The sequence below is a fragment of the Pseudomonas sp. fls2-241-R2A-110 genome (assembly GCF_030209165.1).
Taxonomy (GTDB): Bacteria; Pseudomonadota; Gammaproteobacteria; order Pseudomonadales; family Pseudomonadaceae; genus Aquipseudomonas.
The window spans coordinates 153,396-179,680 of the sequence record NZ_JARVSN010000006.1 but is presented as its reverse complement, the minus strand read 5'-3'; the positions used below and the strand labels follow the sequence as shown (position 1 = coordinate 179,680).

At 61.1% G+C, this 26,285-nt stretch carries 25 protein-coding genes; 9 read left to right on the top strand and 16 right to left on the bottom strand.

Annotation, left to right across the window (positions count from 1 at the left end):
- Positions 1-54 precede the first annotated feature (54 nt).
- Complete coding sequence (locus QRN31_RS04965) at positions 55-342, bottom strand: GNAT family N-acetyltransferase (RefSeq protein WP_020800382.1); 288 nt, start codon at positions 340-342, stop codon at positions 55-57.
- A gap of 645 nt (positions 343-987) precedes the next feature.
- Between QRN31_RS04965 and oprI the strand changes: the two genes are divergently transcribed.
- Positions 988-1,239 (top strand): outer membrane lipoprotei OprI, encoded by a 252-nt coding sequence (oprI, locus tag QRN31_RS04960; RefSeq protein ID WP_002553018.1) that lies wholly within the window; start codon positions 988-990, stop codon positions 1,237-1,239.
- Between the two features lie 123 nt (positions 1,240-1,362).
- On the opposite strand, the gene QRN31_RS04955 is transcribed toward oprI, so the two are convergent.
- The 3 genes from QRN31_RS04955 to QRN31_RS04945 all read right to left on the bottom strand — a co-directional run bounded on the left by QRN31_RS04955 (position 1,363) and on the right by QRN31_RS04945 (position 3,392).
- Positions 1,363-2,334 carry a L,D-transpeptidase family protein gene (locus tag QRN31_RS04955; RefSeq protein ID WP_285430539.1) on the bottom strand — a complete coding sequence of 324 codons (972 nt, stop codon included), beginning with the start codon at positions 2,332-2,334 and terminating at the stop codon, positions 1,363-1,365.
- Positions 2,335-2,436: 102 nt separating this feature from the next.
- Positions 2,437-2,730 carry a hypothetical protein gene (locus QRN31_RS04950; protein WP_003226812.1) on the bottom strand — a complete coding sequence of 98 codons (294 nt, stop codon included), beginning with the start codon at positions 2,728-2,730 and terminating at the stop codon, positions 2,437-2,439.
- A 56-nt stretch (positions 2,731-2,786) separates the two neighbouring features.
- The gene (locus QRN31_RS04945; RefSeq protein ID WP_208669320.1) at positions 2,787-3,392 is read right to left on the bottom strand and encodes an arylesterase; all 606 of its coding nucleotides are present in this window, start codon (positions 3,390-3,392) and stop codon (positions 2,787-2,789) included.
- Between the two features lie 10 nt (positions 3,393-3,402).
- On the opposite strand from QRN31_RS04945, the gene QRN31_RS04940 reads away from it, so the two are divergent.
- From QRN31_RS04940 to greB, 3 genes are read left to right on the top strand one after another with little or no spacing between them, the layout of a single operon-like run.
- Entirely contained in the window at positions 3,403-4,086 is a 684-nt protein-coding gene (locus QRN31_RS04940) for an ABC transporter ATP-binding protein (RefSeq protein WP_285430538.1), read from the top strand.
- Entirely contained in the window at positions 4,086-6,590 is a 2,505-nt protein-coding gene (locus QRN31_RS04935; RefSeq protein ID WP_285430537.1) for an ABC transporter permease, read from the top strand. The genes QRN31_RS04940 and QRN31_RS04935 overlap by 1 nt, the downstream gene beginning before the upstream one ends.
- A gap of 34 nt (positions 6,591-6,624) precedes the next feature.
- Complete coding sequence (gene greB / locus QRN31_RS04930; RefSeq protein ID WP_033057207.1) at positions 6,625-7,122, top strand: transcription elongation factor GreB; 498 nt, start codon at positions 6,625-6,627, stop codon at positions 7,120-7,122.
- An 18-nt stretch (positions 7,123-7,140) separates the two neighbouring features.
- Here the strand turns inward: greB and QRN31_RS04925 are convergent, their stop codons facing one another.
- From QRN31_RS04925 to QRN31_RS04915, 3 genes are all read right to left on the bottom strand, one after another.
- On the bottom strand, positions 7,141-7,449 hold the full coding sequence (locus QRN31_RS04925; RefSeq protein WP_285430536.1) for a class I SAM-dependent methyltransferase: 309 nt from the start codon (positions 7,447-7,449) through the stop codon (positions 7,141-7,143).
- Between the two features lie 248 nt (positions 7,450-7,697).
- Positions 7,698-8,132 carry a DoxX family protein gene (locus QRN31_RS04920; protein ID WP_285430535.1) on the bottom strand — a complete coding sequence of 145 codons (435 nt, stop codon included), beginning with the start codon at positions 8,130-8,132 and terminating at the stop codon, positions 7,698-7,700.
- A 106-nt stretch (positions 8,133-8,238) separates the two neighbouring features.
- Positions 8,239-9,660: an MltF family protein gene (locus QRN31_RS04915; RefSeq protein WP_285430534.1), complete on the bottom strand. Its 1,422-nt coding sequence runs from the start codon at positions 9,658-9,660 to the stop codon at positions 8,239-8,241.
- A gap of 234 nt (positions 9,661-9,894) precedes the next feature.
- Between QRN31_RS04915 and QRN31_RS04910 the strand changes: the two genes are divergently transcribed.
- The 3 genes from QRN31_RS04910 (at position 9,895) to QRN31_RS04900 (ending at position 12,977) form a co-directional block, all read left to right on the top strand.
- The gene (locus tag QRN31_RS04910; RefSeq protein WP_285430533.1) at positions 9,895-10,704 is read left to right on the top strand and encodes a TatD family hydrolase; all 810 of its coding nucleotides are present in this window, start codon (positions 9,895-9,897) and stop codon (positions 10,702-10,704) included.
- Positions 10,705-10,911: 207 nt separating this feature from the next.
- Positions 10,912-12,393 carry a methyl-accepting chemotaxis protein gene (locus QRN31_RS04905; protein ID WP_285430532.1) on the top strand — a complete coding sequence of 494 codons (1,482 nt, stop codon included), beginning with the start codon at positions 10,912-10,914 and terminating at the stop codon, positions 12,391-12,393.
- Positions 12,394-12,611: 218 nt separating this feature from the next.
- Positions 12,612-12,977 (top strand): terminase, encoded by a 366-nt coding sequence (locus tag QRN31_RS04900; RefSeq protein ID WP_285430531.1) that lies wholly within the window; start codon positions 12,612-12,614, stop codon positions 12,975-12,977.
- Here the strand turns inward: QRN31_RS04900 and QRN31_RS04895 are convergent, their stop codons facing one another.
- The 3 genes from QRN31_RS04895 to QRN31_RS04885 form a co-directional block, all read right to left on the bottom strand.
- A complete protein-coding gene (locus tag QRN31_RS04895) occupies positions 12,978-13,775 on the bottom strand; it encodes an acyl-CoA thioesterase (protein WP_285430530.1) in 798 nt (265 codons plus the stop codon).
- 149 nt (positions 13,776-13,924) lie between these two features.
- Positions 13,925-14,692: a CHAD domain-containing protein gene (locus QRN31_RS04890; protein ID WP_285430529.1), complete on the bottom strand. Its 768-nt coding sequence runs from the start codon at positions 14,690-14,692 to the stop codon at positions 13,925-13,927.
- A gap of 46 nt (positions 14,693-14,738) precedes the next feature.
- Entirely contained in the window at positions 14,739-15,017 is a 279-nt protein-coding gene (locus QRN31_RS04885; RefSeq protein ID WP_090186485.1) for a hypothetical protein, read from the bottom strand.
- Positions 15,018-15,238: 221 nt separating this feature from the next.
- Between QRN31_RS04885 and QRN31_RS04880 the strand changes: the two genes are divergently transcribed.
- The gene (locus QRN31_RS04880) at positions 15,239-16,279 is read left to right on the top strand and encodes a patatin-like phospholipase family protein (RefSeq protein ID WP_222587895.1); all 1,041 of its coding nucleotides are present in this window, start codon (positions 15,239-15,241) and stop codon (positions 16,277-16,279) included.
- A gap of 113 nt (positions 16,280-16,392) precedes the next feature.
- Here QRN31_RS04880 and QRN31_RS04875 read toward each other — a convergent pair whose 3' ends face one another.
- From QRN31_RS04875 to kdpF, 6 genes are all read right to left on the bottom strand, one after another.
- On the bottom strand, positions 16,393-17,082 hold the full coding sequence (locus QRN31_RS04875) for a response regulator (RefSeq protein WP_285430665.1): 690 nt from the start codon (positions 17,080-17,082) through the stop codon (positions 16,393-16,395).
- Positions 17,083-17,131: 49 nt separating this feature from the next.
- Positions 17,132-19,783, bottom strand: a complete 2,652-nt coding sequence (locus tag QRN31_RS04870; RefSeq protein WP_285430528.1) for a DUF4118 domain-containing protein — start codon at positions 19,781-19,783, stop codon at positions 17,132-17,134.
- Positions 19,784-19,942: 159 nt separating this feature from the next.
- Positions 19,943-20,488 carry a potassium-transporting ATPase subunit KdpC gene (gene kdpC, locus QRN31_RS04865; RefSeq protein WP_285430527.1) on the bottom strand — a complete coding sequence of 182 codons (546 nt, stop codon included), beginning with the start codon at positions 20,486-20,488 and terminating at the stop codon, positions 19,943-19,945.
- A gap of 159 nt (positions 20,489-20,647) precedes the next feature.
- Entirely contained in the window at positions 20,648-22,705 is a 2,058-nt protein-coding gene (kdpB, locus tag QRN31_RS04860) for a potassium-transporting ATPase subunit KdpB (protein WP_285430526.1), read from the bottom strand.
- A 10-nt stretch (positions 22,706-22,715) separates the two neighbouring features.
- Positions 22,716-24,410, bottom strand: coding sequence for a potassium-transporting ATPase subunit KdpA (gene kdpA, locus QRN31_RS04855; RefSeq protein ID WP_285430525.1), 1,695 nt, complete (start codon positions 24,408-24,410; stop codon positions 22,716-22,718).
- Positions 24,411-24,418: 8 nt separating this feature from the next.
- Entirely contained in the window at positions 24,419-24,508 is a 90-nt protein-coding gene (gene kdpF / locus QRN31_RS04850) for a K(+)-transporting ATPase subunit F (RefSeq protein ID WP_007899818.1), read from the bottom strand.
- A gap of 396 nt (positions 24,509-24,904) precedes the next feature.
- On the opposite strand from kdpF, the gene eat reads away from it, so the two are divergent.
- Complete coding sequence (gene eat, locus QRN31_RS04845; RefSeq protein WP_285430524.1) at positions 24,905-26,269, top strand: ethanolamine permease; 1,365 nt, start codon at positions 24,905-24,907, stop codon at positions 26,267-26,269.
- Positions 26,270-26,285: the final 16 nt, after the last annotated feature.

Here is a 26,285-nt window from a genome sequence, read left to right as displayed (position 1 = left end):
ACAAAAACGCCGGGCTTGCCCCGGCGTTTTTGTGTGCGTTCGTTTTACTGAAAATCACTGACTCAGTTTAGCGGCATGGCGCTGGTGACGTTCCATGTAGCGCTCGACGTAAGAGCACGATGGAATGACGGTGTAGCCCATTTCCTCAGCGTACTGCAGCGCCTGCTCGGTCAACGCCGCGGCAATGCCACGGCCCCGCAGTGCGTTGGGCACGAAGGTACGATAGATATCCAGGGTCTGTTTCCCCAGATCCATATAGGTCAGGTAGGCACGATGACCGTCCACATTGGTCTCGAACTGATGACCAGCCTGGTCATGGTGGATGGACAACGCCTCGCTCATCACTACTCCTCGCGGGTCTTGAATTCTGACCCCTACCTTACCGATGTTTTTCCGGCGAAGGAACAACTACGCCACCTCGTGCCTGAATGGACACTGAGAAGTGCTGCACCAATCTCGCGCAACCGAGCACGTATCAAATAGTAGGCACCATTGGCAGAAATGCTCAAGGTACGCTCGTCATCGCGCTCAGGTTAACGGGTGCTGCTCTCAGGGTGACGCAGAGGCGGCTCGACCAAAGGTATCCCGGGTCGATAGCCTGAACATTGCCGGATGTTGAGACTTAAGACGAACCCGCCCTCTTAAAGTCACCACCAAGATGGATAAAGATTATGAGAGCCACTGCACAAAATCCGCGCACAAGTATGGACGAATCCATGTAGACAGACTTTAGCCAAGAATGAGAAAAACAGCGACGAGTACCGGAAACTTTTTCCCGGTGGCTCGCTCAGGATCGGGCTTCCCAGCTGCATATTTTTTAAACAATGCAGTTAAAAGTTGCTCGAAAAAGAATCAACGCCTACAATTTTTTATGCTTCTTGCTACACGTCAGTTTACTTACTAGAAGTAATGGGTAGTATGTACGCCGGCCATTTCCTCACTCTGAGGAGACAGCTACTTAATTGAAAGTCCTTGAAGGGGAACACGATGAACAACGTTCTGAAATTCTCTGCTCTGGCTCTGGCCGCAGTTCTGGCTACCGGTTGCAGCAGTGTATCGAAAGAAACCGAAGCACGTCTGACCGCTACTGAAGACGCAGCAGCTCGCTCCCAGGCTCGTGCAGACGAAGCCTACCGTAAAGCTGATGAAGCTCTGGCTGCTGCTCAAAAAGCACAACAGACTGCTGACGAAGCTAACGAGCGTGCTCTGCGCATGCTGGACAAAGCTAGCCGCAAGTAATAGTCCTTCGGGATTGTTATCAAGCCGACCCATTTTTGGGTCGGCTTTTTTATTGCCTGTGGTTTTGCACCGGCCATAAAAAACCCGCCGACGCAGCCTGCATCGGCGGGTTCTGTGCAAGCCTTACTGCAGCGGGTCGAGCGGCGCGCTCGTCACCAGCGGCGCCGAAGTGTTCGGCACGGCGATCTCCACCGGCAGGCCATCTTCAGCGGCCACCACATCACGCACCACGTCCCAGTTCATGCGCAAGTTGTTGGTGATGTCTTCGCGCTTGAGCATCGCGTTGATCACGGCGGTGTGCTTGTCGACCACCGACGGGTTGCCCTTGTCGTCCAGCGGCGTGTGCGCCTCAAGGTAAACCTTGCCACCGCTGACGCCGAACTTGTACGGATCATTGAGAATACGGACCGACGTACCCACCGGCACCATGCCGGCCATCTCCAGCACGTTGTTGTTGAACATGCGGAAGCAGCCGTGGCTGGTGCGCATGCCGATGCCGAACTTCTTGTTCGAGCCGTGGATCAGGTAGCCCGGTGTGCCCAGGGTGAACTTGAACGGCCCCAACGGGTTGTCCGGACCGGCCGGCACCACGTTTGGCAGCGGATCACCGTCAGCAGCGTGTTCGGCCTTGATCGAGGCTGGAGGCGTCCAGGTCGGGTTCGGCGTTTTGGCGATGATGCTGGTGTGGGCGATCGGCGAGCCCCAGCCTTCACGACCGATACCCAGCGGGAAGGTGTACACCACGTTCCGGCCTTTTGGGTAGTAGTAGAGGCGGTATTCAGCCAGGTTGATGACGATGCCTTCACGCGGGCCCGGCGGCAGGATGAAGCGCGTTGGCAGGATGACTTCAGTGCCAGCGCCCGGCAACCACGGATCGACGCCCGGGTTGGCCGCGACCATTTCCAGATAGCCCAGGTCGTAGGTGGTGCCAAGGTCGGCGAAGGTGTCTTCGTACTTGGCCTTGATGACCTGCACCTGACCGATGATGTCTTCACCAGGTGGTGGCAGGGGCAGCTCCAATGCGGCTACCGGACCCGCCACGCAAAGGGCGGCAAGAGACAGGCAGCGGGTGACGGCAGGAAAACGCGGCAACATCCGGAAAGTCCTTCGCATGATCGACAAGGGTATAAAAACGCGATTGTACACCGGCATCCGGAACTTCGGGGAGTTGGCCGATAGCACGCTATCTTTGATGCTTTACAGCTCGAACCGCAACTCAGGCCAGATTGGCGAGGTGCCGCGTTTTTGCGACTCCAGGATGGCCCGGCACAGCGAGCACAGGCGCTGGTCCTGGAACACGCGCCGGTCAACACTCGACCAGCGCGGTTGCGCGGGCAGCAGGCTGCCGCACAAGGTTCGATCAGCCGAGCCGCCCAGTTCCAGCTGACGGGTCACCAGATGTACCCGTACTTCCTGGCAGGCGAACAGATCCAGCTGTTCGTCAGGCTCGATCAGTTGGTAGGCAAAAAGGGACCAGGCGGGACGCGGCATCGGGGGCTCCAAATCGGGGGCGCCACCTTAGCCGAAACACCGCCGCTAGAAAAGCGTCAAAGCAGCGGTTTCAGTGTAGGCCAGACATTTTCCAGCAACTTGTCCTGAGCCCCGGCAGCCGGGTGCAATCCGTCGGCCTGCATCAGGTCTGGATGACCGCCCACACCGTCGAGAAAAAAGGGCACCAACGGGATCTTTTTTTCCTCGGCCAGTTTGCCGTAGACCTCGGCAAACGCGTCGGTATAGCGCTTGCCATAGTTGGGTGGCAACTGCATGCCCAGCAGCAACACCTTCGCACCGCTCGCTTTGGAGCTGTCGATCATCGATGCAAGGTTTTGTTGCAAATTAGCCGGGGGCATTCCGCGCAGCCCGTCGTTGCCGCCCAACTCAAGGATTACCAGCTCCGGTTTATGCTCTGCAAGCAGCGCAGGCAGGCGCGCCTGGCCTCCGGCACTGGTGTCGCCGCTGATGGAAGCGTTGACCACTTTGTCGTCGAAACCTTCGCGCTTGAGCCGTTGCTCGAGCAACGAGACCCACCCCAAGCGGGTATCCAGTCCGAAACCGGCGCTGATACTATCGCCAACGATCAGGACAGTACCCGCCGCTGCGTTCTGGGCCATGCACATCAAGGCCAGGCCAGCACTCAAAAACCACACACGCATCGGATTCTCCATGGGCGCAAGCATTCTCACCGCGAAGAACCTCAGCAAAGTGGTTCCCAGCGCGGAAGGTGAACTGACTATCCTGCACGAACTCAGTCTGGAACTGAACAAGGGCGACAGCCTGGCCATCGTCGGCGCCTCCGGTTCCGGCAAATCGACCCTGCTCGGCCTGCTCGCCGGTCTCGACCTGCCGAGCAGCGGCGAAGTCACCCTCGCCGGGCAAGGCCTGAGCAATCTCGATGAAGACCAGCGTGCGCGCATCCGCGCCGAGCACGTTGGTTTTGTGTTCCAGTCATTTCAGTTGCTGGACAGTCTCAATGCGCTGGAAAACGTCATGCTGCCGCTCGAACTCGACGGCCGCAAAGACGCCCGTGAGCGCGCCACCGAGCTGTTGCAACGAGTTGGCCTGGGGCAACGCCTGACCCATTCACCGCGCCAGCTCTCCGGGGGTGAACAGCAACGCGTGGCAATTGCACGTGCGTTTGCCGCCGAGCCCGATGTGCTGTTCGCCGATGAGCCCACCGGCAACCTAGACAGCCACACCGGCGAGCGCATCAGCGATTTGTTATTCGAACTCAACCAGGAACGCGGCACGACCCTGGTGCTGGTGACCCACGACGAACGCCTGGCACATCGCTGCCGACGTATGATTCGCCTTGAAGCCGGCCTGCTGGTCGCCCCTCTGGAGCCTTGATGGCACGCCTGCCGCTACTGCGCCTGTTCAGTCTTGCCATCCGCCAACTCCTGCGCGACGCCCGCGCCGGGGAGTTGCGCGTATTGTTCTTCGCCTTGGTGGTCGCCGTAGCGGCGAGCACCGCCATCGGTTACTTTGGCGCCCGCCTGAATGGCGCCATGATGTTGCGCGCCACCGAATTCCTGGGCGCGGACTTGCTGCTTGAGGGCAGTTCTCCCGCTCGCCCCGAACAGCTCAAAAGTGGCATGGAACTGGGACTTGAGCACGCTCAAGTGGTGGAGTTCTCCAGCGTCATCGCCACTGACAGCGGCATTCAGCTGTCCAGCATCAAGGCGGCCGACGACATTTATCCGCTGCGTGGCGAACTGAAAAGTGCCCCGGCCCCGTTTGCCCCGGAAGAATCCGGCGGCGGACCAAAACCCGGTGAAGCCTGGGTCGAAGGGCGTCTGCTGACGGCGCTGAACTTGAAGATCGGTGACAGCATCGATGTCGGCATGCGGACCCTGAAACTGACGCGCGTCCTCACTTACGAGCCCGACCGCGCGGGCAATTTCTACAGCCTCACACCTCGAGTGCTGATCAACCTCAGCGACCTTGCCGCCACCGGCGTGGTGCAACCCGGAAGTCGGGTCAGTTACCGCGAACTCTGGCGCGGCACACCCGAGGCGCTGGAAACGTATCGTCAACTGATCAAACCCGGACTGGCCGCCAACCAGCGCATTCAGGATGCCCGCGACGGCAACCGGCAGATCGGCGGCGCCTTGGGCAAGGCCGAGCGTTACTTGAACATGGCCAGTCTGGTCGCGGTGCTGCTGTCCGGTGTGGCCGTGGCGCTGTCGGCGACGCGCTTTGCCACACGCCGATTCGATGCCAGCGCACTGCTGCGTTGTCTGGGTTTATCGCGACGGGACACCATGGTGTTGTTCAGTTTGCAGCTGACGGTACTCGGTCTGCTCGCCAGCGTCAGCGGCGCCCTCCTCGGCTGGCTGGCCCAGCTTGGACTGTTTGCGTTGCTGCATGACCTGTTGCCGACCGACGTACCACCGGGCGGTCTGTTTCCGGCCATTGCCGGGATCGGCACCGGGTTGGTCGCGTTAGCCGGTTTCGCCCTGCCACCGCTGGCGGCGCTTGGTCGGGTACCACCATTGCGCGTGTTGCGTCGAGACATGCTGCCGATTCCTTCAAGCACCTGGATGGTCTACGGCGCAGCGCTGGGTGCCCTCGGCCTGATCATGTGGCGCTTGAGCCTTGATCTGCTGCTGACTTTCGCCCTGCTCGGAGGTGGCGTGATTGCCGCGCTGCTGCTCGGTGGCCTGCTACTTCTACTGCTCCAAAGCCTGCGCCGGATGCTGGCGCGCGCTTCACTGCCTTGGCGCCTGGGGCTGGGCCAGTTGCTGCGTCATCCGCTGGCAGCCGCCGGACAAGCCCTGGCCTTCGGCTTGATCCTGTTGTCGATGACATTGATTGCATTGTTGCGCGGTGAACTGCTGGACACCTGGCAAAACCAATTGCCGAAAAACGCGCCGAATTATTTCGCACTGAATATTCTGCCTGCCGACAAACAAGCCTTCACCGATCGCCTGATCCAGCTTTCAGCCCAATCGGCGCCAATGTACCCGGTGGTGCCGGGACGCCTGATCAGCATCAATGGCGAACCGGTGCAGCAAATCGTCAGCAAGGATTCAGCCGGAGACCGGGCGATCCAGCGCGACCTGAGCCTGACCTGGGCGGCAGACCTGCCGGCCGGCAACAAACTGACCGCAGGCAACTGGTGGAGCGAACAGCCTGCCGATGAGATTCCCGGCGTGTCGGTGGAAGGCAAAGTCGCCGAAAGCCTGAAGCTCAAGCTCGGCGATCACCTGGTGTTCAGTGTCGGCGGGGTCAATCGCGAAGCGCAGGTCACCAGCCTGCGGGACATCAACTGGGACAACTTCCAGCCCAACTTCTTCATGATCTTCCAGCCCGGCACCTTGAAGGACTTGCCTGCGACTTACCTGACCAGCTTCTATCTGGCGGCGGGTCACGATCAGCAGATTGTCGACCTGTCGCGCAGCTTCCCGGCGGTGACCATCCTGCAAGTCGAGGCCCTGCTGGAACAACTGCGCAGCATCCTCGCCCAGGTCACCCTGGCGGTGGAGTATGTGCTGTTGTTTGTATTGGCGGCGGGGATGGCGGTGCTGTTCTCCGGCTTGCAGGCGACGCTCGATGAGCGCATTCGTCAAGGCGCACTGCTCAGAGCGCTGGGGGCCGAACGACAATTACTGGTCAAGGCGCGGCGGATCGAATTCGGCCTGTTGGGTGCGGTCAGCGGTTTGCTGGCGGCCTTGGGATCGGAACTGGTGAGCCTGGTGCTTTACCGTTACGCCTTCGACCTGCCGTGGCACCCACATCCGTGGTTATTGGTGCTGCCGCTGATCGGTGCGGTACTGATCGGCGGTGCTGGCGTATTCGGCACACGTCGTGCGCTGAATGCCAGCCCCCTGACAGTCTTGCGCGAGGGTTGATAGACTCAAACACTCTCAATCAAAAGAATGTGCCATGAGCCGTTATCGCCCTCCCCGCACCGCCGGCACCGCGCTGATCACCCCCGAAGGTGAAGCGCGGATGCGCGCCGAGTTTCATGAACTCTGGCATGTACGGCGGCCTCAGGTCACGCAATCGGTCAGCGAGGCTGCTGCACAAGGCGATCGCTCCGAGAACGCTGAATACACCTATGGCAAAAAAATGCTGCGCGAAATTGACAGTCGCGTGCGCTTTCTCACCAAGCGGCTTGAAGCGTTGAAGGTGGTCAGCGAGAAGCCCAGCGATCCGAACAAGGTCTACTTCGGCGCCTGGGTGACCATCGAAGACGAAGACGGCAAAGAGTCGCGCTACCGCATCGTCGGCCCCGACGAGCTGGACCTCAAACTGGGCTTGATCAGCATCGACTCGCCACTGGCACGCGCCTTGATCGGCAAGGCGCTGGACGCCGAAGTTCGGGTCCAGACACCGACCGGTGAGCAATGCGTATATATCGTGGCGATCGAGTACCTGTGAGTCGCTGCGCCCCGACGCTTAGCGGCGGGTAATCAGACCTTGTCGAGCAACGCGTGTCAGTTGCTGGATCACCTCAAAGGCATCCTCGGCGCAGGGCGATTGAATCACCGCCAGATCAAAACTGTCGTTGGCGAAACGAGCCAGTGATTCACCGTCCTCGACAAACTGGATCAGAAACGCGGCAGGTCCGCCGGTGCGACGTGGCCAGCCATCGAGATAACGCAACAGTGTCGGCTGATGATTACCGCCAAGCAGGATTTTTGGATTGCGCTGGGTAAGGTGTGCCGTGATCGGCGCGGGGCGTACAACGGGGCTTAGTGCATTCATCGTGTCGTATCTCTGCCTCAAAAGTCTGCATGGCAGGTGAGAGGCAACACCGAACCAGCGCTTTAGCGGTATTTCGAAGCCTGTTCCAGGCTTCTATCGGCAACTGGATGAGTCACCTGGCGCCCCGCAAGTAGCTGTTTAAATCGGCGCATGAGCAGCATCCTAGAGAAGCTGACCGGACAGTGTCAAGAATGACGCGCAACAAAAAAGGCCCGCGCAATGCGGGCCTTTTCGTTGAAGCAGAGCGGTCAGCCAGCGATGGCGCGGTCCACCGACAGCTTGCCGGCGCCTTCGATCAGTACGGCGATGCTGCCGCCGAGCAGCGCCAGGGCGAACTCATAACCGTTGTTGGACATGAACAGACCGTGGCTGATGTGCACGGTGAAAATGGCGACCAGCGAGAGGAAGGTCAGCCCCAGCGCTGCCGGACGTACCAGCAGACCGATGATCAGTGCCAGGCCGCCGAAGAACTCGGTGCCACCCGACAGAATCGCCATCAGATGACCCGGTGCCAGGCCAAGGCTTTCCATGTATTGCGCGGTACCGGCAATGCCGTAGCCACCGAACATGCCAAACAGTTTTTGTGAACCGTGAGCGGCGAAGATAATGCCGACGAAGACGCGCAAGACGGTCAGGCCGTAGCTGGCGCGGGTGAACATTACCTTGTTGATCAGTGAGCTCATGCTGTGTCATCCATTCATTGTGAGTGTGTGTGGTTGGCCGCTATATTAATCAATAAATGTAATGTTAAAAGCGCAATAATTGCGACATAACAATCAATTTAGTCGATCATTTCCGTAAGGCAAGTTTCTGCCCCTGGGGCTCCAACGACTCCCGCTCACGATCGAACGCCAGGAAATACTTGTTCACGCTATTAACATAGCTGACGGGACCCATTCCCACCTGCTCCATGGCAATTCGTTCGACCTGGAAGAACCACTGATTGGGATTCAAACCGCGGCGCCGGGCCTCGGCGCGCATGCCCTGGACCCTTTCGGGCCCTATGTTGTAGGCCGCCAGCACAAATGCCATGCGCTCGCGCTCATTGAGTTTGGGACTGGCGAAGAACTTGCGGCGAATCATCGCCAGGTATTTGGCCCCCGCCTGCACATTGGCGTCCAGGTCCTGAATGTTATTGACACCCACGCGCTGGGCCGCGGTCGGAGTGATCTGCATCAGCCCGGTGGGACCGCCGCCGCTGCGGGTGCCGGGTTGCAGCGCCGATTCCTTGAAGGCCAGCGCCGCGAGGTTCAGCCAGTCCATGCCTTGAGCGTCTGCGTGCTTTTGCAGCACCGGGCGAAGTTTTTCCAGGCGCTGTCGATCAGCCTTGGCCAATGGATAGTGCACTTGATACAGGCGTCGATAGATTCGCAGGAACGCTGCGTCCTGGTCCGACGGTTTTTTGTAGGTGGTCAGGAATCGGTCGATGCTCGCACGAAGCATCGAGGCGTCGCGGCGGACAAACCAGAACTCTTCGCCGGGGGCACTGATCGACACCTGTTTGTCCACTCGCAGTTTGGGCAGGATCTTGCCCCAGCGTTCGGCTATGGGTTGCTCGACGATCGTCAGGTGAAAGATCCCGCCCTGGACCATCTCCAGCACATCCTCGACGGCAAGACTGGGATCGACCCATTCGACTTTCACCGGTGCCAGTTTGTGCAGCGCAAGCTTTGAATTGATCTGACTGACCACGTCCCCCGCCGCACTGCCTGTGGGCAATGCCAGGGTTTTCCCCGAGAGTTGTTCGACCCGTGTGTAGCGGCGCTCACCCTTGATGCCTACCAGTACCAACGGGATGTTGCTGGCAATCGGCTCGCTGCTGCTGACAGCATGGCCCGGTTGCAAATCGAGCAGCTCTCCCGGCGCGACCAGATCCCCTTCCCCACGCTGCAACGCGCCGAGCAGTTGATCCTTGGACTTGGGGATGATTTTGAGGGTGATTTCCTGACCGTCACGGGCGTGACTATTGAGGTATTGCTCGAACGCACGCAAGCGGTGATATTCGACGCCGATGGCTTGTCCCTGGACTTCGCCGGAGCTGTTGCGGCTCTGGTTGACCAGCACGCGTAATACCCGGCTGCTGCGGATGTCTGCCAGGTCGCGAACCTTGGCCGCCGGCACGGCTTGCAACGGCCCAGCCAGGCGTGCAACCGCCGGCAACGGCAGCAGCAACGAACAGCACAGCAACAGCAGAATCGAGGGACGTGTCATCCACTCTCCGGAAAGAATACTGGGCCGATCTCAAGAAATTTCTTGAAAACGAACGACAGAAACAGAGCGCTTTGAGCGCTGGCAAGACGCGCAAGACTGGCACAGTGATGGCATATTGACCATCACGACGGCCTCGCGGCATCAACAGACAGCTTTAACCCGTTGTAGTTCTTGGCTTTTCTTATAAATCTACAGCTCTGATATGCTTTCCGGCCTTTGGTCCGAGGTAGCACCATGCAACTCATCGATATCGGCGTCAACCTGACCAACCCCAGTTTCGACGACAAGCACCAGGCCGTACTCGATCGCGCGTATGCCGCCGGGGTCTGCCAATTGGTACTGACCGGCACCAGTGTCGAGGGCAGTGAACAGGCGCTGGAACTGTGCCGGCAACTGGATGAAACCGCGCAACGGCTGTTTGCCACCGCGGGTATTCACCCCCATTCGGCCAGCGACTGGAATGCCGACAGCGCTCAGCGTCTGCGCAGTTTGCTCAAGGAGGCCAACATGGTCGCCGTGGGTGAATGCGGGCTGGATTTCAATCGCGATTTCTCACCACGCCCGCAGCAGGAAAAGGTCCTCGAAGAACACCTGGCGATGGCGGTCGATTTGCAATTGCCGGTGTTCCTCCACGAGCGCGATGCCAGTCAGCGCTTGCTGGAAATGCTGCGTGATTACCGTGATCAATTGCCGGCAGCGGTGGTGCATTGCTTCACCGGTGAAAAGAAAGCGCTGTTCAGTTACCTGGACCTGGATTTGCACATCGGCATCACTGGCTGGATCTGCGACGAACGCCGCGGCACTCACCTGCATCCATTGGTGAAGGAGATCAAGCGCGGGCGCCTGATGCTCGAGAGCGATGCGCCGTATTTGCTGCCGCGCAGCTTGCGCCCCAAGCCAAAGAACGGTCGCAATGAACCGGCATACCTGACCGAAGTGCTGCGCGAGGTGGCGTTGCATCGTGGGGAAACGGAGGAGGACCTGGCCGCTCACACGACTGCCTGCGCACGGGCGTTCTACGGCCTGCCCTCAATCCCCCAGTAACCGCAAATCCCTGTGGGAGCGAGCCTGCTCGCGATAGCGGTGAAACAGTCAATGCTGATATCGACTGATACACCGCTATCGCGAGCAGGCTCGCTCCCACATTTTGATTGGTGGTGACCCTTGATCCACATCAAGTTCTGAATCCCTGCATAGCGGCACAATGCTGGCACCTTGCCAATGCTGTTTCCGCTATCAGAGAAGACCTCCATGGGTGCCTGGCTTAGCAATATCTCGCTGAAATACAAATTCTGGGCGGTCAATGCGGTCGCCTTCTTCACCACCCTCCTGCTGGTGCTGTACGCCGTACAGCTCGAACAACAGGCGCGCAGCCATGCCGCTCAAGCGTCGGCCCAGGCTCAGGCGCGCTTGCTCAATGCCTGGCCTGCGGAGCAACCGCTGCCCAAGGCCGATCATCTGCTGACCTTCAGTCGCAACCAGGCGCCGTTGCTGAACGGACAACCGCTGCCGGAGCTGGCCGATGCCAATGGCTGGGTCGAAATCAATTCAATGCCGCTGTTCGGTGACAACCCGTTGAGCGGTGCCGAGGTATTTACCCGCAACGATGGCCAGCACGTCGCGGTGATCGCCTATGGCCCAAGCCTGAGCCAGGTGTTTACCGAGCGCTTTTCCAACTACGCGGCAGCGGTGTTCATCCTGATGTTGGCCATGCTTGGCGCTTCGCAGCTGTTGATCCGCTTCCTGCTCAGCCAGCTCAATACCTTGAAAGACGTCATGCTCCACGTCGAGAAAACCGGCGACCTGTCAGCGCGCGTGCCGCTGGCGGGCAAGGATGAAGTCGGGCAGATGGCCAACGCGTTCAACGCGATGCAGGCCGGTTACCAGCGCGTGGTCAACACCGTCGCCAGCACCGCCCGGCAACTGGATGTCGGTGCCGCACGACTGGCGTCGAGCATGAACGAGGTGCGCCACGGCATGCTCGGCCAGCAAAGCGAAACCGATCAGGCCGCCACGGCGATCAATGAAATGACCGCCACCGTTTATCATATCGCCCAGCACGCTGGCGCCACCCGCGACCTCTCGCAGAGCGCTGACACCTTGGCCGGTAGTGGCCAGGAAGTGGTCAGTCGGGTGCAGAAATCGATTGCCGGGTTGTCCAGCGGGGTGCAACAGACCGCCGAGATGATCCAGCGACTCGCCGAGGACAGCCAGAAAATCAACGGCGTGGTCAGCGTGATTCACAGCATTGCCGAGCAGACCAATCTGCTGGCGCTCAATGCCGCGATTGAGGCCGCCCGGGCCGGTGAAATGGGGCGTGGCTTTGCCGTTGTCGCCGATGAAGTGCGTAACCTGGCCAAGCGTGTGCAGACTTCCACCGATGAAATCACGCTGATGGTTTCTGCATTGCAAGCCGGGACGCGGGACGCTGTGGACTTCATGCAGGAAAGCTCGCTCAAGGCCGACGATTGCGTCCAGCAGGCTCAGGAAGCCGGTGTAGCGTTGGGGCAAATCACCAGCGCAGTGGCGCAGATGCGCGAAAGCAATACGCAGATTGCCGTGGCGGCCGAGCAGCAAAGCCAGGTAGCGGAAGAGATGAATCGGGCGGTGGTGAGTATTCGCGACGTGACCGAAAACACGGTGCAGCAGACCGTGGATTCGGCGACTACCAGCAATGAGTTGGCGGCGCTGGCGGGGGAATTGAGCAAGGCCATCGGGCAGCTCAAGCTGTAAGGGCCTCATCGCGGGCAAGCCCGCTCCCACCGGTAATGCGCACATTTATAAATAGCGCTAATTCTGTGGGAGCGGGCTTGCCCGCGATGGCGTCAGTCCACTCACCATCAATCTCGACCATGGCCCCTATCACACCGATAGCCAACCTCGATTCGCCCCGCACCACCGCCCCGCCTATTCTTAAATCATGTGTTCAACATGGATCGAGGATCAGCATCATGGGCAAACGTCACCCCAACCTTCCCGCCTGGCAATGGCGCGCGTACCCCGGCAATCACCAGCACCCGACAAACCTGGTCCTGCACCTGATTGCCGTGCCGCTGTTCATCGTGGCCTTTCTGCTGATTGTTTCCGGCGTGTTCAGTCTGAGCTTCGTCAACATCGCCGTTGGCGTCATCGGCCTGCTCGCCGCGCTCGGTTTGCAACGTCACGGCCACAGCCTGGAGGCGCAAGCCTCCGAGCCGTTCAGTGATCGCAAAGATGCGATATCGCGTTTGCTGGTCGAGCAGTTCCTGACCTTTCCACGGTTCTTCCTGAGCGGTGGCTGGTGGCGAGCCTGGCGTGAGCGCCACCGTCGCCACTGATCAGGCGAATATCGTTACCGTCTGCCGGCTCATGGCGATCAACTGACCGTCCGCGCTCCACAGCTTCGCCGCGGCGTGACCGTAGCCGTCGATGGCATACTCGGTTTCAACCTGGTACTTGCACCAGTCCAGCGTGCTCAACGCCAGCAACGGCTGGACAAATTCGATGGTCCAGGTCAGCGTGCTGCCCATCGCGGGTTTGTTCAGGTGCGGCAACAGCGCCGGTGGCCAGGCGTCTACCAATGCCAGGATATGCGACTCGCTGACCGCCTCTTCCTTCACGTCCCCACGCAAGCGCACCCAACCGCCCATCTCGCGGGACTTGTTGCCGGTGAACGGCATGCCGCCCACGGCCCAGCGCATCGCCAGATGCCGCATGAATTCCGGGGTCACGCCCTTGATGTACGGCAGCTCCTGACACTCGTCCCAGTGCTTCATTTCAGGCGCAGGCTCAGCCGCGACCGTGACTTCGGAAGGACGCGAGGCACCGAAGCTGCCCTGGATCAACGTCACCACCTGGCCCTTTTGCATCGCACGACCGAGCACCTGGCTGACGGCTTTGCCCTCGCGCAACACGTCGACTTCAAAACTGACCGGCACTTCGGGTTCGACCGGGCCGACAAAGGTGATCGCCAGCGAACGCACAGGCCGGTCCGCCGGGACCTTTGCGCGCATGGCTTCGTATTGCAACGCGGCTACAAGGCCTCCGAAACTGGCACGGCCCTGCGCCCATTCGGCCGGAATAGACAGTTCCAGCGGCTGACTGCGGACAGCGTCGAGCAGATCGGAAAAACGCATGGGGACCTCAAAGAGTGGAAAAAGAAGATGGGATCTTAACCACCCAGCGGGACCGGCACAGCGCCTGTTCTGGCCAAATTGACTGACAGATAGGCCGTGCCCTCCTGTGGGAGCAAGCCTGCTTGCTCCCACAGGGTAATGAGGTGGTTTCAGGATTTGAAGCAAGTAGCGCTGAGTTTGTCGAGGACGCGGTCGGCACGCTCTTCGGCGTTGGTCATGGTGGTTTTCCAGGCCGCGACGCAGGGCCGCAAATCGGCTTCCTGTTCGGCCCTGGCCAGCCATTGGAAGCAATCATGCCAATCTCCCAATGCCCCCTGCGCCGACTTCAGACGCGGCAACGCCGCCTTCGGCAGGCGATCAAGCTCGGGATAAGCTTCGATGCCATAGCGCACGCGTTTGATCAGAAGTCGCAGGCGATGGCGGTCGTGCGCGGGATCGTGCAGTGCGACGTCGAGCTTTTTCCACTGCTTGGCCAGGCGCTTTTCGATGCGTTTGCGCAAACTCTTGAGTAAGCCCTGGCGCTGTGAAGCCCGCAAAAAACGCGGAAACGCGTCAAGGATCATCAACAAATGCGCCAACTCGGGACTGCCCGCCACCGCCGGGTAGGCCTCCGCCATCTGCACCATGCGCCGTTGCGCGGCCTCGGGTTGATCGTGCTGGAGCAGGTACGCCGCCAGCACTTCGCGATCACGCAACGGCGTGGTCAGCTCGCCCACGCGGGACGCTGCCGCTTCCACCTGCTCGACGCCAGGAAGACCGCCCAACGGCCGCAACAGGCTGCGTAGACGGCGAACCGTGGTGCGCAGGTCGTGCAATGCTTCGGGGTCGGTACGGGCACTCAAGCGCGCCTGACAGGCCAGCAAGCGAACCTCCAGCCCCAGAACCTGTGCAACCAATCGGTCAACCATCGCGGACATCGCTAGCTCCTTGAAATCGAATGGACGCTGACGCCTACATCATGCCTCAACGACCGGCGCGCGACTCGCGAATGTAGAAACGAGCCTTCTCGGCTTTGCTGGCGCAGCCTTCATAGGCTTCAAACTGCTGCTGGGTCTTGGCACCGGTCAGCAGCGACAAGGCTTTGGAGTAACTGACAGTCCCTGCAAAACCTTCAGCCTTGGCCAGGTCCAGCTCATGCCAGGCGGCATCGATCTGACTACCGCAGGTATCGCGGTACGCCGTTTTGCCCGCGCAACCGGCCAGCGCCAGAGCGATCAAGGGCACACATATCCAGGCTTTCATCAATAACACCTCATGTCAGGGGAACAGTCGTGCAGGTAAGACGGTCCGGCGCGTGAAAAGTGCCTTTGATCGCCTCGGGAAACTATAGCGCTCGTGAGAATACCCATGTGCCGCCCAGCAGTGTCGAAAAAACGACACCCTCGGCCGATCGAGCGACCTTGGCGATTGAAGCGCGCCCCTCGATGGGTGCATTGTTGAACCTTGTCAGACGAGGGCGATTCATGAAAAAGCGTGTCGCGCTGGTATTGGGCTCGGGTGGAGCACGGGGTTATGCCCATATCGGGGTCATCGAAGAGATTGAACGGCGTGGTTATGACATCGCCTGCATCGCCGGTTGTTCGATGGGCGCGGTGGTCGGTGGAATCTACGCCGCCGGCAAACTCGACGATTATCGCAACTGGATCGAGAGCCTGGACTACCTCGATGTCCTGCGTCTGGTGGACGTCAGTTTTCGTTTGGGGGCGATTCGTGGGGAAAAGGTCTTCGGGCAGATCCGCAAGATCGTTGGTGAAATCAATATCGAAGACCTGCGCATCCCCTACACGGCGGTGGCCACCGACCTGACCAACCAGCAGGAAATCTGGTTCCAGGAAGGTTGCCTGCACCAGGCCATGCGCGCCTCGGCGGCGATTCCCAGCCTGTTTACACCCGTGATGCAAGGCAACCGGATGCTGGTGGACGGTGGCATTCTCAACCCTTTGCCGATCGTGCCCGTGGTGTCGAGCCATTGCGACCTGATCATCGCCGTCAACCTCAACTCCACCAACCAGCGCCACTATCAACTGCCGGTGATCCAGCGCCCCGCCGCGTTCAAGACCCGTTTCGACAGCCTGATCAGTTCCCTGGGGTCAAAATTACCGTTCCGGCGCAAACAGGCAGAACAATTGCTGCTGCTGGAAAAGGAAGCGCTGATGGCGGAAGCGGCCGAGATCAACCCCTGGATCGAATCCGCCGAACCCGAAGCCCAACAGCCGGCCGCCGCCCCGGAACGCGACGGTGCACCAAAGTCCGCCACCGGCTCGTTCATCATCGACAACGTCGGACCGGCCTCCTTGCTGGACTTGATCAACCAGAGTTTCGAGGTAATGCAAACGTCGTTGGCGCAATACAAGATTGCCGGTTATCCACCGGACATCCTGATCAACGTGCCGAAGCGGGTATGCCGGTTTTTCGAGTTTTACAAGGCGCCGGAGCTTATCGCGCTGGGGCGGGAAATCGCGCGGGACACGCTGGACCGGTATGAGAACGAGCGCGATTCCTGAGGTTTGATGATCGTTCCCACGCTCTGCGTGGGAATGCCTCAATGGACGCTCTGCGTCCGCTTCTGGGACGCGGAGCGTCCCGGGCTGCATTCCCACGCAGAGCGTGGGAACGATCACGTATCAAGCAGCCGATACCCAACCCCCGCCTCGGTCACGATAAACCGCGGCTGGGTCGGATCGTCCGCCAGTTTCTGCCGCAAATGCCCCACCACAATCCTTAGATAATGACTGTCATCGGTGTGAGTCGGCCCCCAGATATCCTTTAGCAATTGCTGCTGCGTGATCACCCTTCCCGGATGCCGCGCCAGTTGCGCCAGCACCGCGTATTCCTTGCGGGTCAACGCGACCTCGTTGCCGTCGAGCAGTACCCGGCGATACGCCAGGTCCACGGTCAATGGGCCGAACGTCAGCGCCGCTTGTTGAACCTCGCCGTTCGGGGCCTGGCGCAACAAGGCGCGCACCCGGGCGAGGAACTCCTGGATACCAAACGGTTTGGTCACGTAGTCATTGGCGCCGCCATCCAGTGCCTGGACTTTCTGCCCTTCGCTGGCGCGCACCGAGAGCACCAGCACCGGCACCGTCGACCATTCGCGAAACTCGCGCAGTACTTGCTGGCCGTCCATGTCCGGCAGGCCGAGGTCGAGCACCAGCAAATCGGGTTTGTTCAACGCCGCCTGCGCCAGGCCTTCGCTGCCGGTGCCGGCCTCCAGGACCTTGTAGCCCTGGGAAGCGAGGCTGATGCGCAGGAATTTGCGGATCTGCGGTTCGTCATCGATGACCAAAATGGTCGCGGTCTGGCTCATGGTTTCGGATCGCAGCATAAAGATGTCCAGAGGGTATCAGGCTTCACTTTCAACGCTCAATTTCAGCGTCTGGCTGATCCTGCAAAGGCAGGTGCAGCGTGATGCAGGTGCCTCGCCCTTCGATGCCATCGGCGACGCTGATCCGCCCGCCATGCGCCCCGACCATCCCCTGACAGATCGCCAGCCCCAGCCCGGTGCCCTGCCCGCCCCGATCACCTCGGGCGGCGGTGTAGAACATGTCGAAAATCTTGGCCCGTTCCTCTTGCGGAATCCCCGGACCTTCATCGCTCACCGAGAAAAACAGCTCGTTGTCATCGACCCCGGCACGCAATTGCACACGCCCATGGGCCGGGGAAAATCGCGCGGCGTTTTCCAGTACGTTGACCAACGCCTGCTCAATGAGCGCGGCATGCACAAAGAGCAGCGGCAATTCGGGCGGCACTTCGGTGCTGACCTGCAACGGCGCCAGCACCGCACGCAGGCGATTGAGCGAACTGCCAACAATGTCGGCCGGCGATACCCAGTCCCGCGCCAGCTTCAGGGCGCCGTGACCGAGGCGCGTCATGTCCAGCAGGTTTTGAATGTAGCGATCGAGACGTTCGGCCTCATCGCGGGTGCCTTCAAGCAGTTCGCGGCGATCCTCCAGCGGAATCGCTTCGCCGAGGGCCAGCAGGCTGTCGATGCTGCCGCGCATGGAGGTCAGCGGCGTGCGTAAATCGTGGGACACCGACGCCAGCAGCGCACTGCGCAGCTGTTCGGTTTCGCCGTGCAGACGCGCCGCTTCCAGGTCTTCAGCCAATTGCGCACGGGCCAGGGCCTGAGCCAGCGGCTGGCTCAACGCGGTCAACAACCGCCGCCGCTGCCCGCTCAGGGTCTGGCCCTCTTTGGCGCACACGCCGAGCAGCGCCAGCGGCCCGTCTTCCACCGACAGCGGCCACCACCACCAACGTCCGAACGGCAGCGTGCCGGTGCCCGCCCCCGCCGGCTGGTCATGTTGCCAGGCCCAATCGGCAGCGGCGCGTTCGGCTTCGGAGAACTCCAGCGGGCCACCGGTTTCGACTTTCCAGCCGCCCTGGCCGTCCCGATTGAGCAGGCACAATTTCAGATCACTCCAGCCATTCAGGTGCTGGGCAGCGGCACTGACCACAGCCTGGCGGTCGGTGGCGGCGGTCAGTTTGCGCGACAGGTCGAGCAGTTCGGTGGTCTCTTCCTGGGTGTCGCGCAACGCCTGCAATTGCCGTCGCTGACGTGCCGCCAGGTTACCGGTGAGGGCCGCCATCAGCAGGAAGAACAGCAAGGTCAGCACATCTTCTTCGCGCTGGATGCGGAAGGAAAAATTCGGCGGGATGAACAAAAAGTCGTAGGTCAGAAACGACAGCGCCGCACAGGCCAGTGCCGGGCCGAGACTGCTGCGCACCGCGACCAGCAACACCGCGGCGAGGAACACCAGCGAGATATTCGGCAACGGCAGGACACTCGCCACGGCCCAGGCCAAACCACTGGCCAACACCGTCGCCACCACCGCCAGCACGTAGTCGAACCAGACCAGCGACTGCGACGCACGCTGACGCGGCTGATGCGGTTCGTGATCACTGTCAAGCACGTTGATTTCCAACCCGCGCGCATCACGCAGCAAGCGTGACGCCAACCCGCCGCCGAACAAACGACGGCGCAGCCGCGGGCGGGATTGGCCGACCAACACCAGACTGGCGCGGCGTTCGGCGGCGTGCTGGATCAGCGTCTTGGCGACTTCGCCAGCGCGCAGCAACACCACTTCGCCCCCCAGGCGCTCGGCCAACTGCTGGGCGCTTTGCAGGCGCAAGCGCGATTGCTCGTCACGCACGCGGCCGTTGTCTACATGCACCAGGCTCCACGGCAGGTGTCGACGCTGGGCTACGCGGCTGGCGTGACGCACCAGGCGCTCGGCCTGGGCATCGCCATCGACGCCCACCAACAAGCGACCGCGCACCGCCGGCGCGTCCTGACCGAGTTGCCGATAACCCTGGGCCAGGTCATCGTCGACCTGGGCGGCAGCGGTTTGCATCGCCAGTTCGCGCAGGGCGGTGAGGTTGGTCTGGGTGAAGAAGGCATCGATGGCCGCCCGCGCCTGCTCCGGCACGTAGACTTTACCGTCGCGCAGACGCTCGAGCAGCTCGCGCGGCGGCAGGTCGATCAGCAGCAGTTCGTAGGCTTCCTGCAGCACCCAGTCCGGCAGGGTTTCACGAACCTGCACGCCGGTGATGCCGCGCACTTGATCGTTGAGGCTCTCCAGGTGCTGAACGTTGACCGTGGTGAACACGTCGATGCCGGCAGCGAGCAGTTCCTGGATGTCTTGCCAGCGTTTGGTGTGACGGCTGCCGGGAGCATTGGTGTGGGCCAGTTCGTCGACCAGCACCAGTTTCGGCTTGGCTGCGAGCAGTCCGTCGAGGTCCATTTCTTCGAGCATCACGCCACGGTATTCCGAGCGTACCAAGGGCTGTTGCGGCAAACCGCCAAGCAGCGCCTCGGTCTCGGCGCGACCGTGGGTTTCGACCACGCCGGCGATGACTTTCACGCCCTGGCGCATTTGCGCATGGGCCGCTTGCAGCATGGCGTAGGTCTTGCCAACGCCGGGCGCGGCACCGAGGAAAACCTTGAGCCGGCCACGACCATCGCGGGGCAGGTCTGCTAACAACGCATCGGCGCGGCCGGAGTCACTCATGCTTGAAGCTCTCTCTCATTCTGATGTTGATGCAGCGACTGTCGGGGCCTCTTCGCGGGCAAGCCCGCTCCCACAGGGAGTCTAGGGTGGTCACAAATCTTGCATCCACCATCACCTCCTGTGGGAGCGGGCTTGCCCGCGATTGGCGGCATCACAGATTTACAGTTTTTCCAGCGCCATGTTCAACGCCAGCACATTCACCACCGGCGGACCAACGAGCGGCTGCTCGGTGTGCGCATCCAGCAATTGCTGAAGCGTCGTCACCGGCAGATTACGCGCCGCCGCGACACGCGCCAGTTGATAGGCAATCGCCGCCGGAGGCAAGTGCGGATCGAGGCCGCTGCCGGAGGTGGTCAGCATCGCCAATGGCACCGGCCCCTGGCCTGGTACCAGCAGTTTATTGGCATCGTCGATCACCCGAGTGGCCAGGGCCGGGTTGCTCGGCGAAAGGTTGCTCGCGCTGCTCGACACCGTGGCAAAGGCACCGGCCGATGGCCGTGGATGGAACCAGGCGTCACCGACAAAATCCTGGGCGATCAGTGACGAGCCGCGGACTTTGCCGTCGGCGTCGCGCACCAGGCTGCCATTGGCCTGATCCGGGAAGGCGACCTGGGCGACACCGGTGACGACCAATGGGTAGGCGACGCCGGTAATCAGGGTCATCAGGACCAGCAGGCTCAAGGCCGGACGTATCATTGTGGACATTTCAAACTCCTCGAATTCAAAAAAACAAGTGCCGCGTTCATTCTGGTGGACCGTGTCGAGTCCTTCGCGAGCAAGCCCGCTCCCACATTTGAAATGCATTCCCCTGTGGGAGCGGGCTTGCTCGCGAAGGCGGCGCGTCTGACACACCGCCATTCGGGGTCAAACCAGATGCAACGCCGTCAACAGCATGTCGATAGCCTTGATGCCCACGAACGGCACCAGAATCCCGCCCAGGCCATAGATCAGCAGATTGCGTCGCAACAGCGCCGCCGCACTTGCCGCCTGCACCCGCACACCACGCAGCGCCAGTGGAATCAAGACCACAATGATCAAGGCGTTGAACACAATGGCCGACAGGATCGCGCTCTGCGGACTGGTCAGATGCATGACGTTCAACACGCCCAGTTGCGGGTAGATCGAGGCGAACAGCGCCGGCAGGATCGCGAAGTATTTGGCCACGTCGTTGGCGATGGAAAAGGTCGTCAGCGCACCGCGGGTCACCAGCAATTCCTTGCCGATCTGCACCACGTCCAGCAGCTTGGTCGGATCGCTGTCGAGGTCGACCATGTTCGCCGCCTCGCGCGCCGCCTGGGTCCCGTCGTTCATTGCCATGCCCACGTCCGCCTGGGCCAGGGCCGGTGCGTCGTTGGCGCCGTCGCCGCACATGGCGACCAGGCGACCGTCGTTCTGTTCATGACGAATGCGCGCCAGTTTTTTCTCCGGCGTGGCTTCGGCCAGCACGTCATCGACGCCCGCTTCGGCAGCAATCGCAGCGGCGGTCAGCGGGTTGTCGCCGGTGACCATGACCGTGCGAATCCCCAGTTTGCGCAGCTCGGCGAAACGCTCGCGAATGCCGGGTTTGACCACGTCCTTGAGGTGGATCGCGCCGAGCAATTTACCCTCCGCGCAGACCAGCAACGGCGTGCCGCCGCTCTGGGCGATCTTGTCGATTTCCCGCGACAGGGCTGGCGCCATGTCAGCGCGTTTCAGGCCGACGAACGCCAGCAGTGAATCCACCGCGCCCTTGCGATACACGCGGCCCTGATAGTCGACACCAGAGAGGCGGGTTTCAGCACTGAACGGCACAGCGGTCAACACATCCGCGGCTGGTTCAGGTTGCGGGTGAATCCCACGCAGGTATTCGACGATGGACTTGCCTTCGGCGGTGTCATCGGCCAACGAGGCAAACAACGCACCTTCGGCCAGTTCCTTGGCGGTGACGCCCGGCGCCGGATGAACCGCTGTGCAACGACGGTTACCGAAGGTGATGGTGCCGGTCTTGTCCAGCAGCAGGACGTGTACGTCCCCCGCCGCTTCCACCGCGCGACCGGATTTGGCGATCACGTTCAGGCGCACCAGACGGTCCATCCCGGCGATCCCGATGGCCGACAGCAAACCGCCAATCGTGGTTGGAATCAGCGTGACCAATAACGCCACCAGGAACACCAGCGGCAGGTTGCCGTTGGCAAAGTGGGCGAACGGTTGAAGGGTCACGACCACCAACAGGAAGATCAGGGTCAGGCCGATCAGCAGGATGTCGAGCGCAACTTCGTTCGGGGTTTTCTGCCGTTTGGCACCTTCGACCAACGCAATCATGCGGTCCAGTGTCGACTCGCCGGGGTTGGCGGTGATGCGCACCAGCAGCCAGTCGGACACCAGCCGGGTGTTGCCGGTAACGGCAGAACGGTCGCCACCGGATTCGCGGATCACCGGCGCCGATTCACCGGTAATCGCCGCTTCGTTGACCGCCGCGATACCCTCGATCACCTCGCCGTCGCCGGGGATCATTTCCCCCGCTTCGACACGCACCACATCGCCTTTACGCAGGCTGGTGGCCGGCACCACCTGAAAGCTGCCGTTGCTGGTTTTGCGACGCGCGCTCAAGCCTTCGCTGCCGGCTTTGAGGCTGTCGGCGCGGGCCTTGCCGCGTCCTTCGGCCAAGGCTTCGGCGAAGTTGGCAAAGAGCACGGTGAACCACAACCACAGCGCGATTTGCGCGGCGACGAAGGTCGGCACGGCGCTGTCGGGAATGAAGCACAGCACGGTGGTCAGGATCGCGGTCAGTTCGACCACCAGCATCACCGGCGCACGCTGCAACTGCCGAGGGTCGAGCTTGACGAAGGCTTGCACCAGCGCAGGACGCCACAGGGCCGAGATCGCGGTTTTGGGTTGTTCCGGCGTTTTGACGGTGGCGGTTTTGGTTACGGGCATATTCATCATCTAGTCCTCAGAATCCCATGCTCAGATGTTCAGCAATCGGACCCAACGCCAATGTGGGCAGGAAGGTCAAACCACCCACCAGCAAAATGGTCACGGTCAACAAAGTCACGAACAGCGGGCCATGGGTCGGGAAGCTGTTCTGACCGATTGGCGCGGTCTTCTTCATCGCCAGGCTGCCGGCCAACGCCAGTACCGGGAGGATGTAACCGAAGCGACCGATCAACATGCCAAGACCCAGCATCAGGTTGTGGAACGCGGTGTTGGCACCAAAGCCGCCGAACGCCGAACCGTTGTTGGCACTGGCCGAGGTGTAGGCATAGAGCAACTGACTGAAACCGTGTGCGCCGGGGTTACTCACCGCCGCGACCGGACCTGGCAGGCTCGCGGCAATCGCGCCCAGCACCAGCACGCCGACTGGCATTACCAGCAAGGTCACCACCAGCAGTTGCACTTCCCTGGCCTGGAGTTTCTTGCCGAGGTATTCCGGGGTGCGGCCGATCATCAGGCCGGCGAGGAACACGGCGATCAGCACGTTGAGCAACATGCCGTAGAGCCCGGCACCGACGCCGCCGAAGATCACTTCGCCGACCATCATGTTGACCATCGCGACCATCCCGCTCAGCGGGTTGAGGCTGTCGTGCATGCCGTTGACCGAACCGTTGGACGCCGCCGTGGTGGTCACCGACCACAGCACGGTGGCGGTGGTGCCGAAGCGCGCTTCCTTGCCTTCCAGCGGCGCGGTCTGTTCGACGGCGACGTTGTTCAGGGTCGGGTTCGGTTGGTACTCGGCCCACAGCGAAGTCGCGCCGCCGATCAGGAACAGCGCCAGCATGCAGGCGATGATCGCGCGGCTCTGACGCAGGTCTTTCACGTAATGGCCGAAGGTGAACACCAGGGCGACCGGGATCAAGATGATCGAGGCCATCTCGAACAGGTTGCTCCACGCCGTCGGGTTCTCGAACGGGTGCGCCGAGTTGACGCCGAAGAAGCCACCGCCATTGGTGCCCAGTTGCTTGATCGCAATCTGGCTGGCGGCCGGGCCGAGCGGGATGACTTGGTCGACACCTTGCATCGTCACGGCATTCACGTACTGCGCGAAGGTTTGCGGTACGCCCTGCCAGACCAGGTACAACGCCAGCAGCAGGCACAGCGGCAGCAAGCCATAAAGGGTGGCGCGGGTCATGTCGACCCAGAAGTTACCCAGGGTCTTGGTCGACTTGCGACCGATCCCGCGACACAGCGCAACCAATACTGCCAGGCCGGTGGCGGCGCTGACGAAGTTCTGCACGGTGAGGCCGACCATCTGGCTCAGGTAGCTCAGCGACGCTTCACCGCTGTAGGCCTGCCAGTTGGTGTTAGTCATGAAGCTGACGGCGGTGTTGAACGCCAGCGTCCACTCTTGGCCCGGCAGATTTTGCGGGTTCAGTGGCAGGTGATCCTGAAACAGCAGAATCGCGAACAACAGCAAGAAGCCTGCGAGGTTGAAGGCGAGCAAGGCCAGCGTGTACTTCTGCCAGCTCTGTTCGGCCTGCGGATCGACGCCGGCAACCCGATAACAACCGCGCTCGACAGGTCCCAGGATGGGCGACAGCCAAGTGCGCTGACCTTCCATGACCTTGTAGTAGAACCGCCCCAGAAACGGTGCCGGGATCAGCACCAGGGCGAAGAAGGCGAGGATCAGCCAATAGTCATAACTGTGCATAGCCGCTCCTAGTTCCGGTCCGCGCGCAACAGCGCAACCAACAGATAAATGAACAGCCCCACTGCCAATAGCAGTGACACCCCGTCCAGAACGCTCATGGAAGTTCTCCGTGTTACGGCGTATTGCCGCGTGTGGAGTCATTGTCGGCAGGGAGGCTGTAAAGGAACGAGACCGAGGGGGTTGGCTGGGCATAAAGAAAGCGTAAAGAGTGGGTTTATGCCTTTATTACAGCGTTGTTTGGGCGGGCCTCATCGCGAGCAAGCTCGCTCCCACAGGTGAACGGTGTACGCATATCACTGTGGGAGCGAGCTTGCTCGCGATGGCGGCACAACTGACAACCCTGCCCTCAACTGGCGCACAAAAATGTGCACATCCAGCGTCGAAAATCCCCGATACGACACCTTTTTGCGCTTTACGACTGCTATCTGAATACTGGCACGCCCGCTGCTAACGCTCCCTCCCGACGCTTTCCAAACCGTTCAGGGAGCAAACGCATGAACACACAACTCAAACCCACACTCGGCACATTGCACTTGTGGGGCATCGCCGTCGGGCTGGTGATTTCCGGTGAATACTTCGGTTGGAGTTACGGCTGGGGCGTGGCCGGGACACTGGGTTTTCTGGTGACCTCGTTTATGGTCGCGACGATGTACACCTGCTTCATCTTCAGTTTCACCGAATTGACCACCGCGATTCCTCACGCGGGCGGTCCCTTTGCCTACAGCCGCCGCGCCTTTGGCGAAAAAGGTGGATTGATAGCCGGGCTGGCGACCCTGATCGAGTTCGTCTTCGCGCCGCCGGCGATTGCCTTGGCCATCGGCGCTTACCTTAATGTGCAATTCCCGGCCCTCGACCCAAAACACGCAGCGGTCGGCGCTTACATCGTGTTCATGGGATTGAACATTCTGGGGGTGAAACTGGCGGCAACCTTCGAATTGGTGGTCTGCGTACTGGCCGTCGCCGAGTTACTGGTGTTCATGGGAGTGGTCGCTCCGGCGTTCAGCTTCAGCAACTTCGCGCTCAATGGCTGGGCCGGTTCCGACGTGTTCGGGGCGCCGGCAATTGCCGGGATGTTCGCGGCGATTCCGTTTGCCATCTGGTTCTTCCTGGCAATCGAAGGCGCAGCGATGGCCGCCGAAGAAGCCAAGGACCCCAAGCGCACAATTCCCAAGGCCTACATCAGCGGCATTCTGACCTTGGTGTTGCTGGCGATGGGCGTGATGTTCTTTGCTGGTGGCGTCGGTGACTGGCGCACCCTGTCGAACATCAACGACCCGCTGCCACAAGCCATGAAGACCGTGGTCGGCGACAGTTCGGGCTGGTTGCACATGCTGGTCTGGATCGGCCTGTTCGGCCTGGTGGCGAGTTTCCACGGGATCATCCTGGGCTACTCGCGGCAGTTCTTCGCCCTCGCCCGAGCCGGTTACCTGCCGACGTCCCTGGCCAAACTTTCGCGCTTCCAGACGCCGCACCGGGCGATCATCGCCGGCGGTGTGATTGGTATTGCGGCGATCTACAGCGACGGCTTGATCAACCTCGGCGGCATGACCCTGACGGCGGCGATGATCACCATGGCCGTGTTCGGCGCCATCGTGATGTACATCATGAGCATGCTCAGCCTGTTCAAGTTGCGTAAAACCGAACCGAACCTGGAACGCACTTTCCGCGCGCCGTGCTATCCGTTGGTGCCGATGATTGCGCTGGTCCTGGCCGTGGTGTGCCTGGTGGCGATGGCGTGGTTCAACGCACTGATCGGGGTGATTTTCCTCGCTTTCATGGCGGTGGGTTTCGTGTACTTCATGCTCACCGCGCAACTGCGCGCCGATGCGCCAGCGGACGCCATGCTGACCGGGCTATAAACAGCTCACAGGCTGC

Coding starts and splice junctions, on each gene's coding strand:
- QRN31_RS04965 (WP_020800382.1), bottom strand. CDS start 342: ATGAGCGAGGCGTTGTCCATCCACCATGACCAGGCTGGTCATCAGTTC.
- QRN31_RS04890 (WP_285430529.1), bottom strand. CDS start 14,692: ATGTCCGCGATGGTTGACCGATTGGTTGCACAGGTTCTGGGGCTGGAG.
- QRN31_RS04875 (WP_285430665.1), bottom strand. CDS start 17,082: ATGAGCCAGACCGCGACCATTTTGGTCATCGATGACGAACCGCAGATC.
- QRN31_RS04940 (WP_285430538.1), top strand. CDS start 3,403: ATGGGCGCAAGCATTCTCACCGCGAAGAACCTCAGCAAAGTGGTTCCC.
- QRN31_RS04915 (WP_285430534.1), bottom strand. CDS start 9,660: ATGACACGTCCCTCGATTCTGCTGTTGCTGTGCTGTTCGTTGCTGCTG.
- QRN31_RS04950 (WP_003226812.1), bottom strand. CDS start 2,730: ATGCCGCGTCCCGCCTGGTCCCTTTTTGCCTACCAACTGATCGAGCCT.
- QRN31_RS04920 (WP_285430535.1), bottom strand. CDS start 8,132: ATGAGCTCACTGATCAACAAGGTAATGTTCACCCGCGCCAGCTACGGC.
- kdpF (WP_007899818.1), bottom strand. CDS start 24,508: ATGAGCGTTCTGGACGGGGTGTCACTGCTATTGGCAGTGGGGCTGTTC.
- QRN31_RS04870 (WP_285430528.1), bottom strand. CDS start 19,783: ATGAGTGACTCCGGCCGCGCCGATGCGTTGTTAGCAGACCTGCCCCGC.
- QRN31_RS04955 (WP_285430539.1), bottom strand. CDS start 2,334: ATGTTGCCGCGTTTTCCTGCCGTCACCCGCTGCCTGTCTCTTGCCGCC.
- QRN31_RS04880 (WP_222587895.1), top strand. CDS start 15,239: ATGAAAAAGCGTGTCGCGCTGGTATTGGGCTCGGGTGGAGCACGGGGT.
- QRN31_RS04935 (WP_285430537.1), top strand. CDS start 4,086: ATGGCACGCCTGCCGCTACTGCGCCTGTTCAGTCTTGCCATCCGCCAA.
- QRN31_RS04900 (WP_285430531.1), top strand. CDS start 12,612: ATGGGCAAACGTCACCCCAACCTTCCCGCCTGGCAATGGCGCGCGTAC.
- oprI (WP_002553018.1), top strand. CDS start 988: ATGAACAACGTTCTGAAATTCTCTGCTCTGGCTCTGGCCGCAGTTCTG.
- QRN31_RS04895 (WP_285430530.1), bottom strand. CDS start 13,775: ATGCGTTTTTCCGATCTGCTCGACGCTGTCCGCAGTCAGCCGCTGGAA.
- QRN31_RS04885 (WP_090186485.1), bottom strand. CDS start 15,017: ATGAAAGCCTGGATATGTGTGCCCTTGATCGCTCTGGCGCTGGCCGGT.
- kdpA (WP_285430525.1), bottom strand. CDS start 24,410: ATGCACAGTTATGACTATTGGCTGATCCTCGCCTTCTTCGCCCTGGTG.
- eat (WP_285430524.1), top strand. CDS start 24,905: ATGAACACACAACTCAAACCCACACTCGGCACATTGCACTTGTGGGGC.
- QRN31_RS04925 (WP_285430536.1), bottom strand. CDS start 7,449: ATGAATGCACTAAGCCCCGTTGTACGCCCCGCGCCGATCACGGCACAC.
- QRN31_RS04945 (WP_208669320.1), bottom strand. CDS start 3,392: ATGCGTGTGTGGTTTTTGAGTGCTGGCCTGGCCTTGATGTGCATGGCC.
- greB (WP_033057207.1), top strand. CDS start 6,625: ATGAGCCGTTATCGCCCTCCCCGCACCGCCGGCACCGCGCTGATCACC.
- QRN31_RS04905 (WP_285430532.1), top strand. CDS start 10,912: ATGGGTGCCTGGCTTAGCAATATCTCGCTGAAATACAAATTCTGGGCG.
- kdpB (WP_285430526.1), bottom strand. CDS start 22,705: ATGAATATGCCCGTAACCAAAACCGCCACCGTCAAAACGCCGGAACAA.
- kdpC (WP_285430527.1), bottom strand. CDS start 20,488: ATGTCCACAATGATACGTCCGGCCTTGAGCCTGCTGGTCCTGATGACC.
- QRN31_RS04910 (WP_285430533.1), top strand. CDS start 9,895: ATGCAACTCATCGATATCGGCGTCAACCTGACCAACCCCAGTTTCGAC.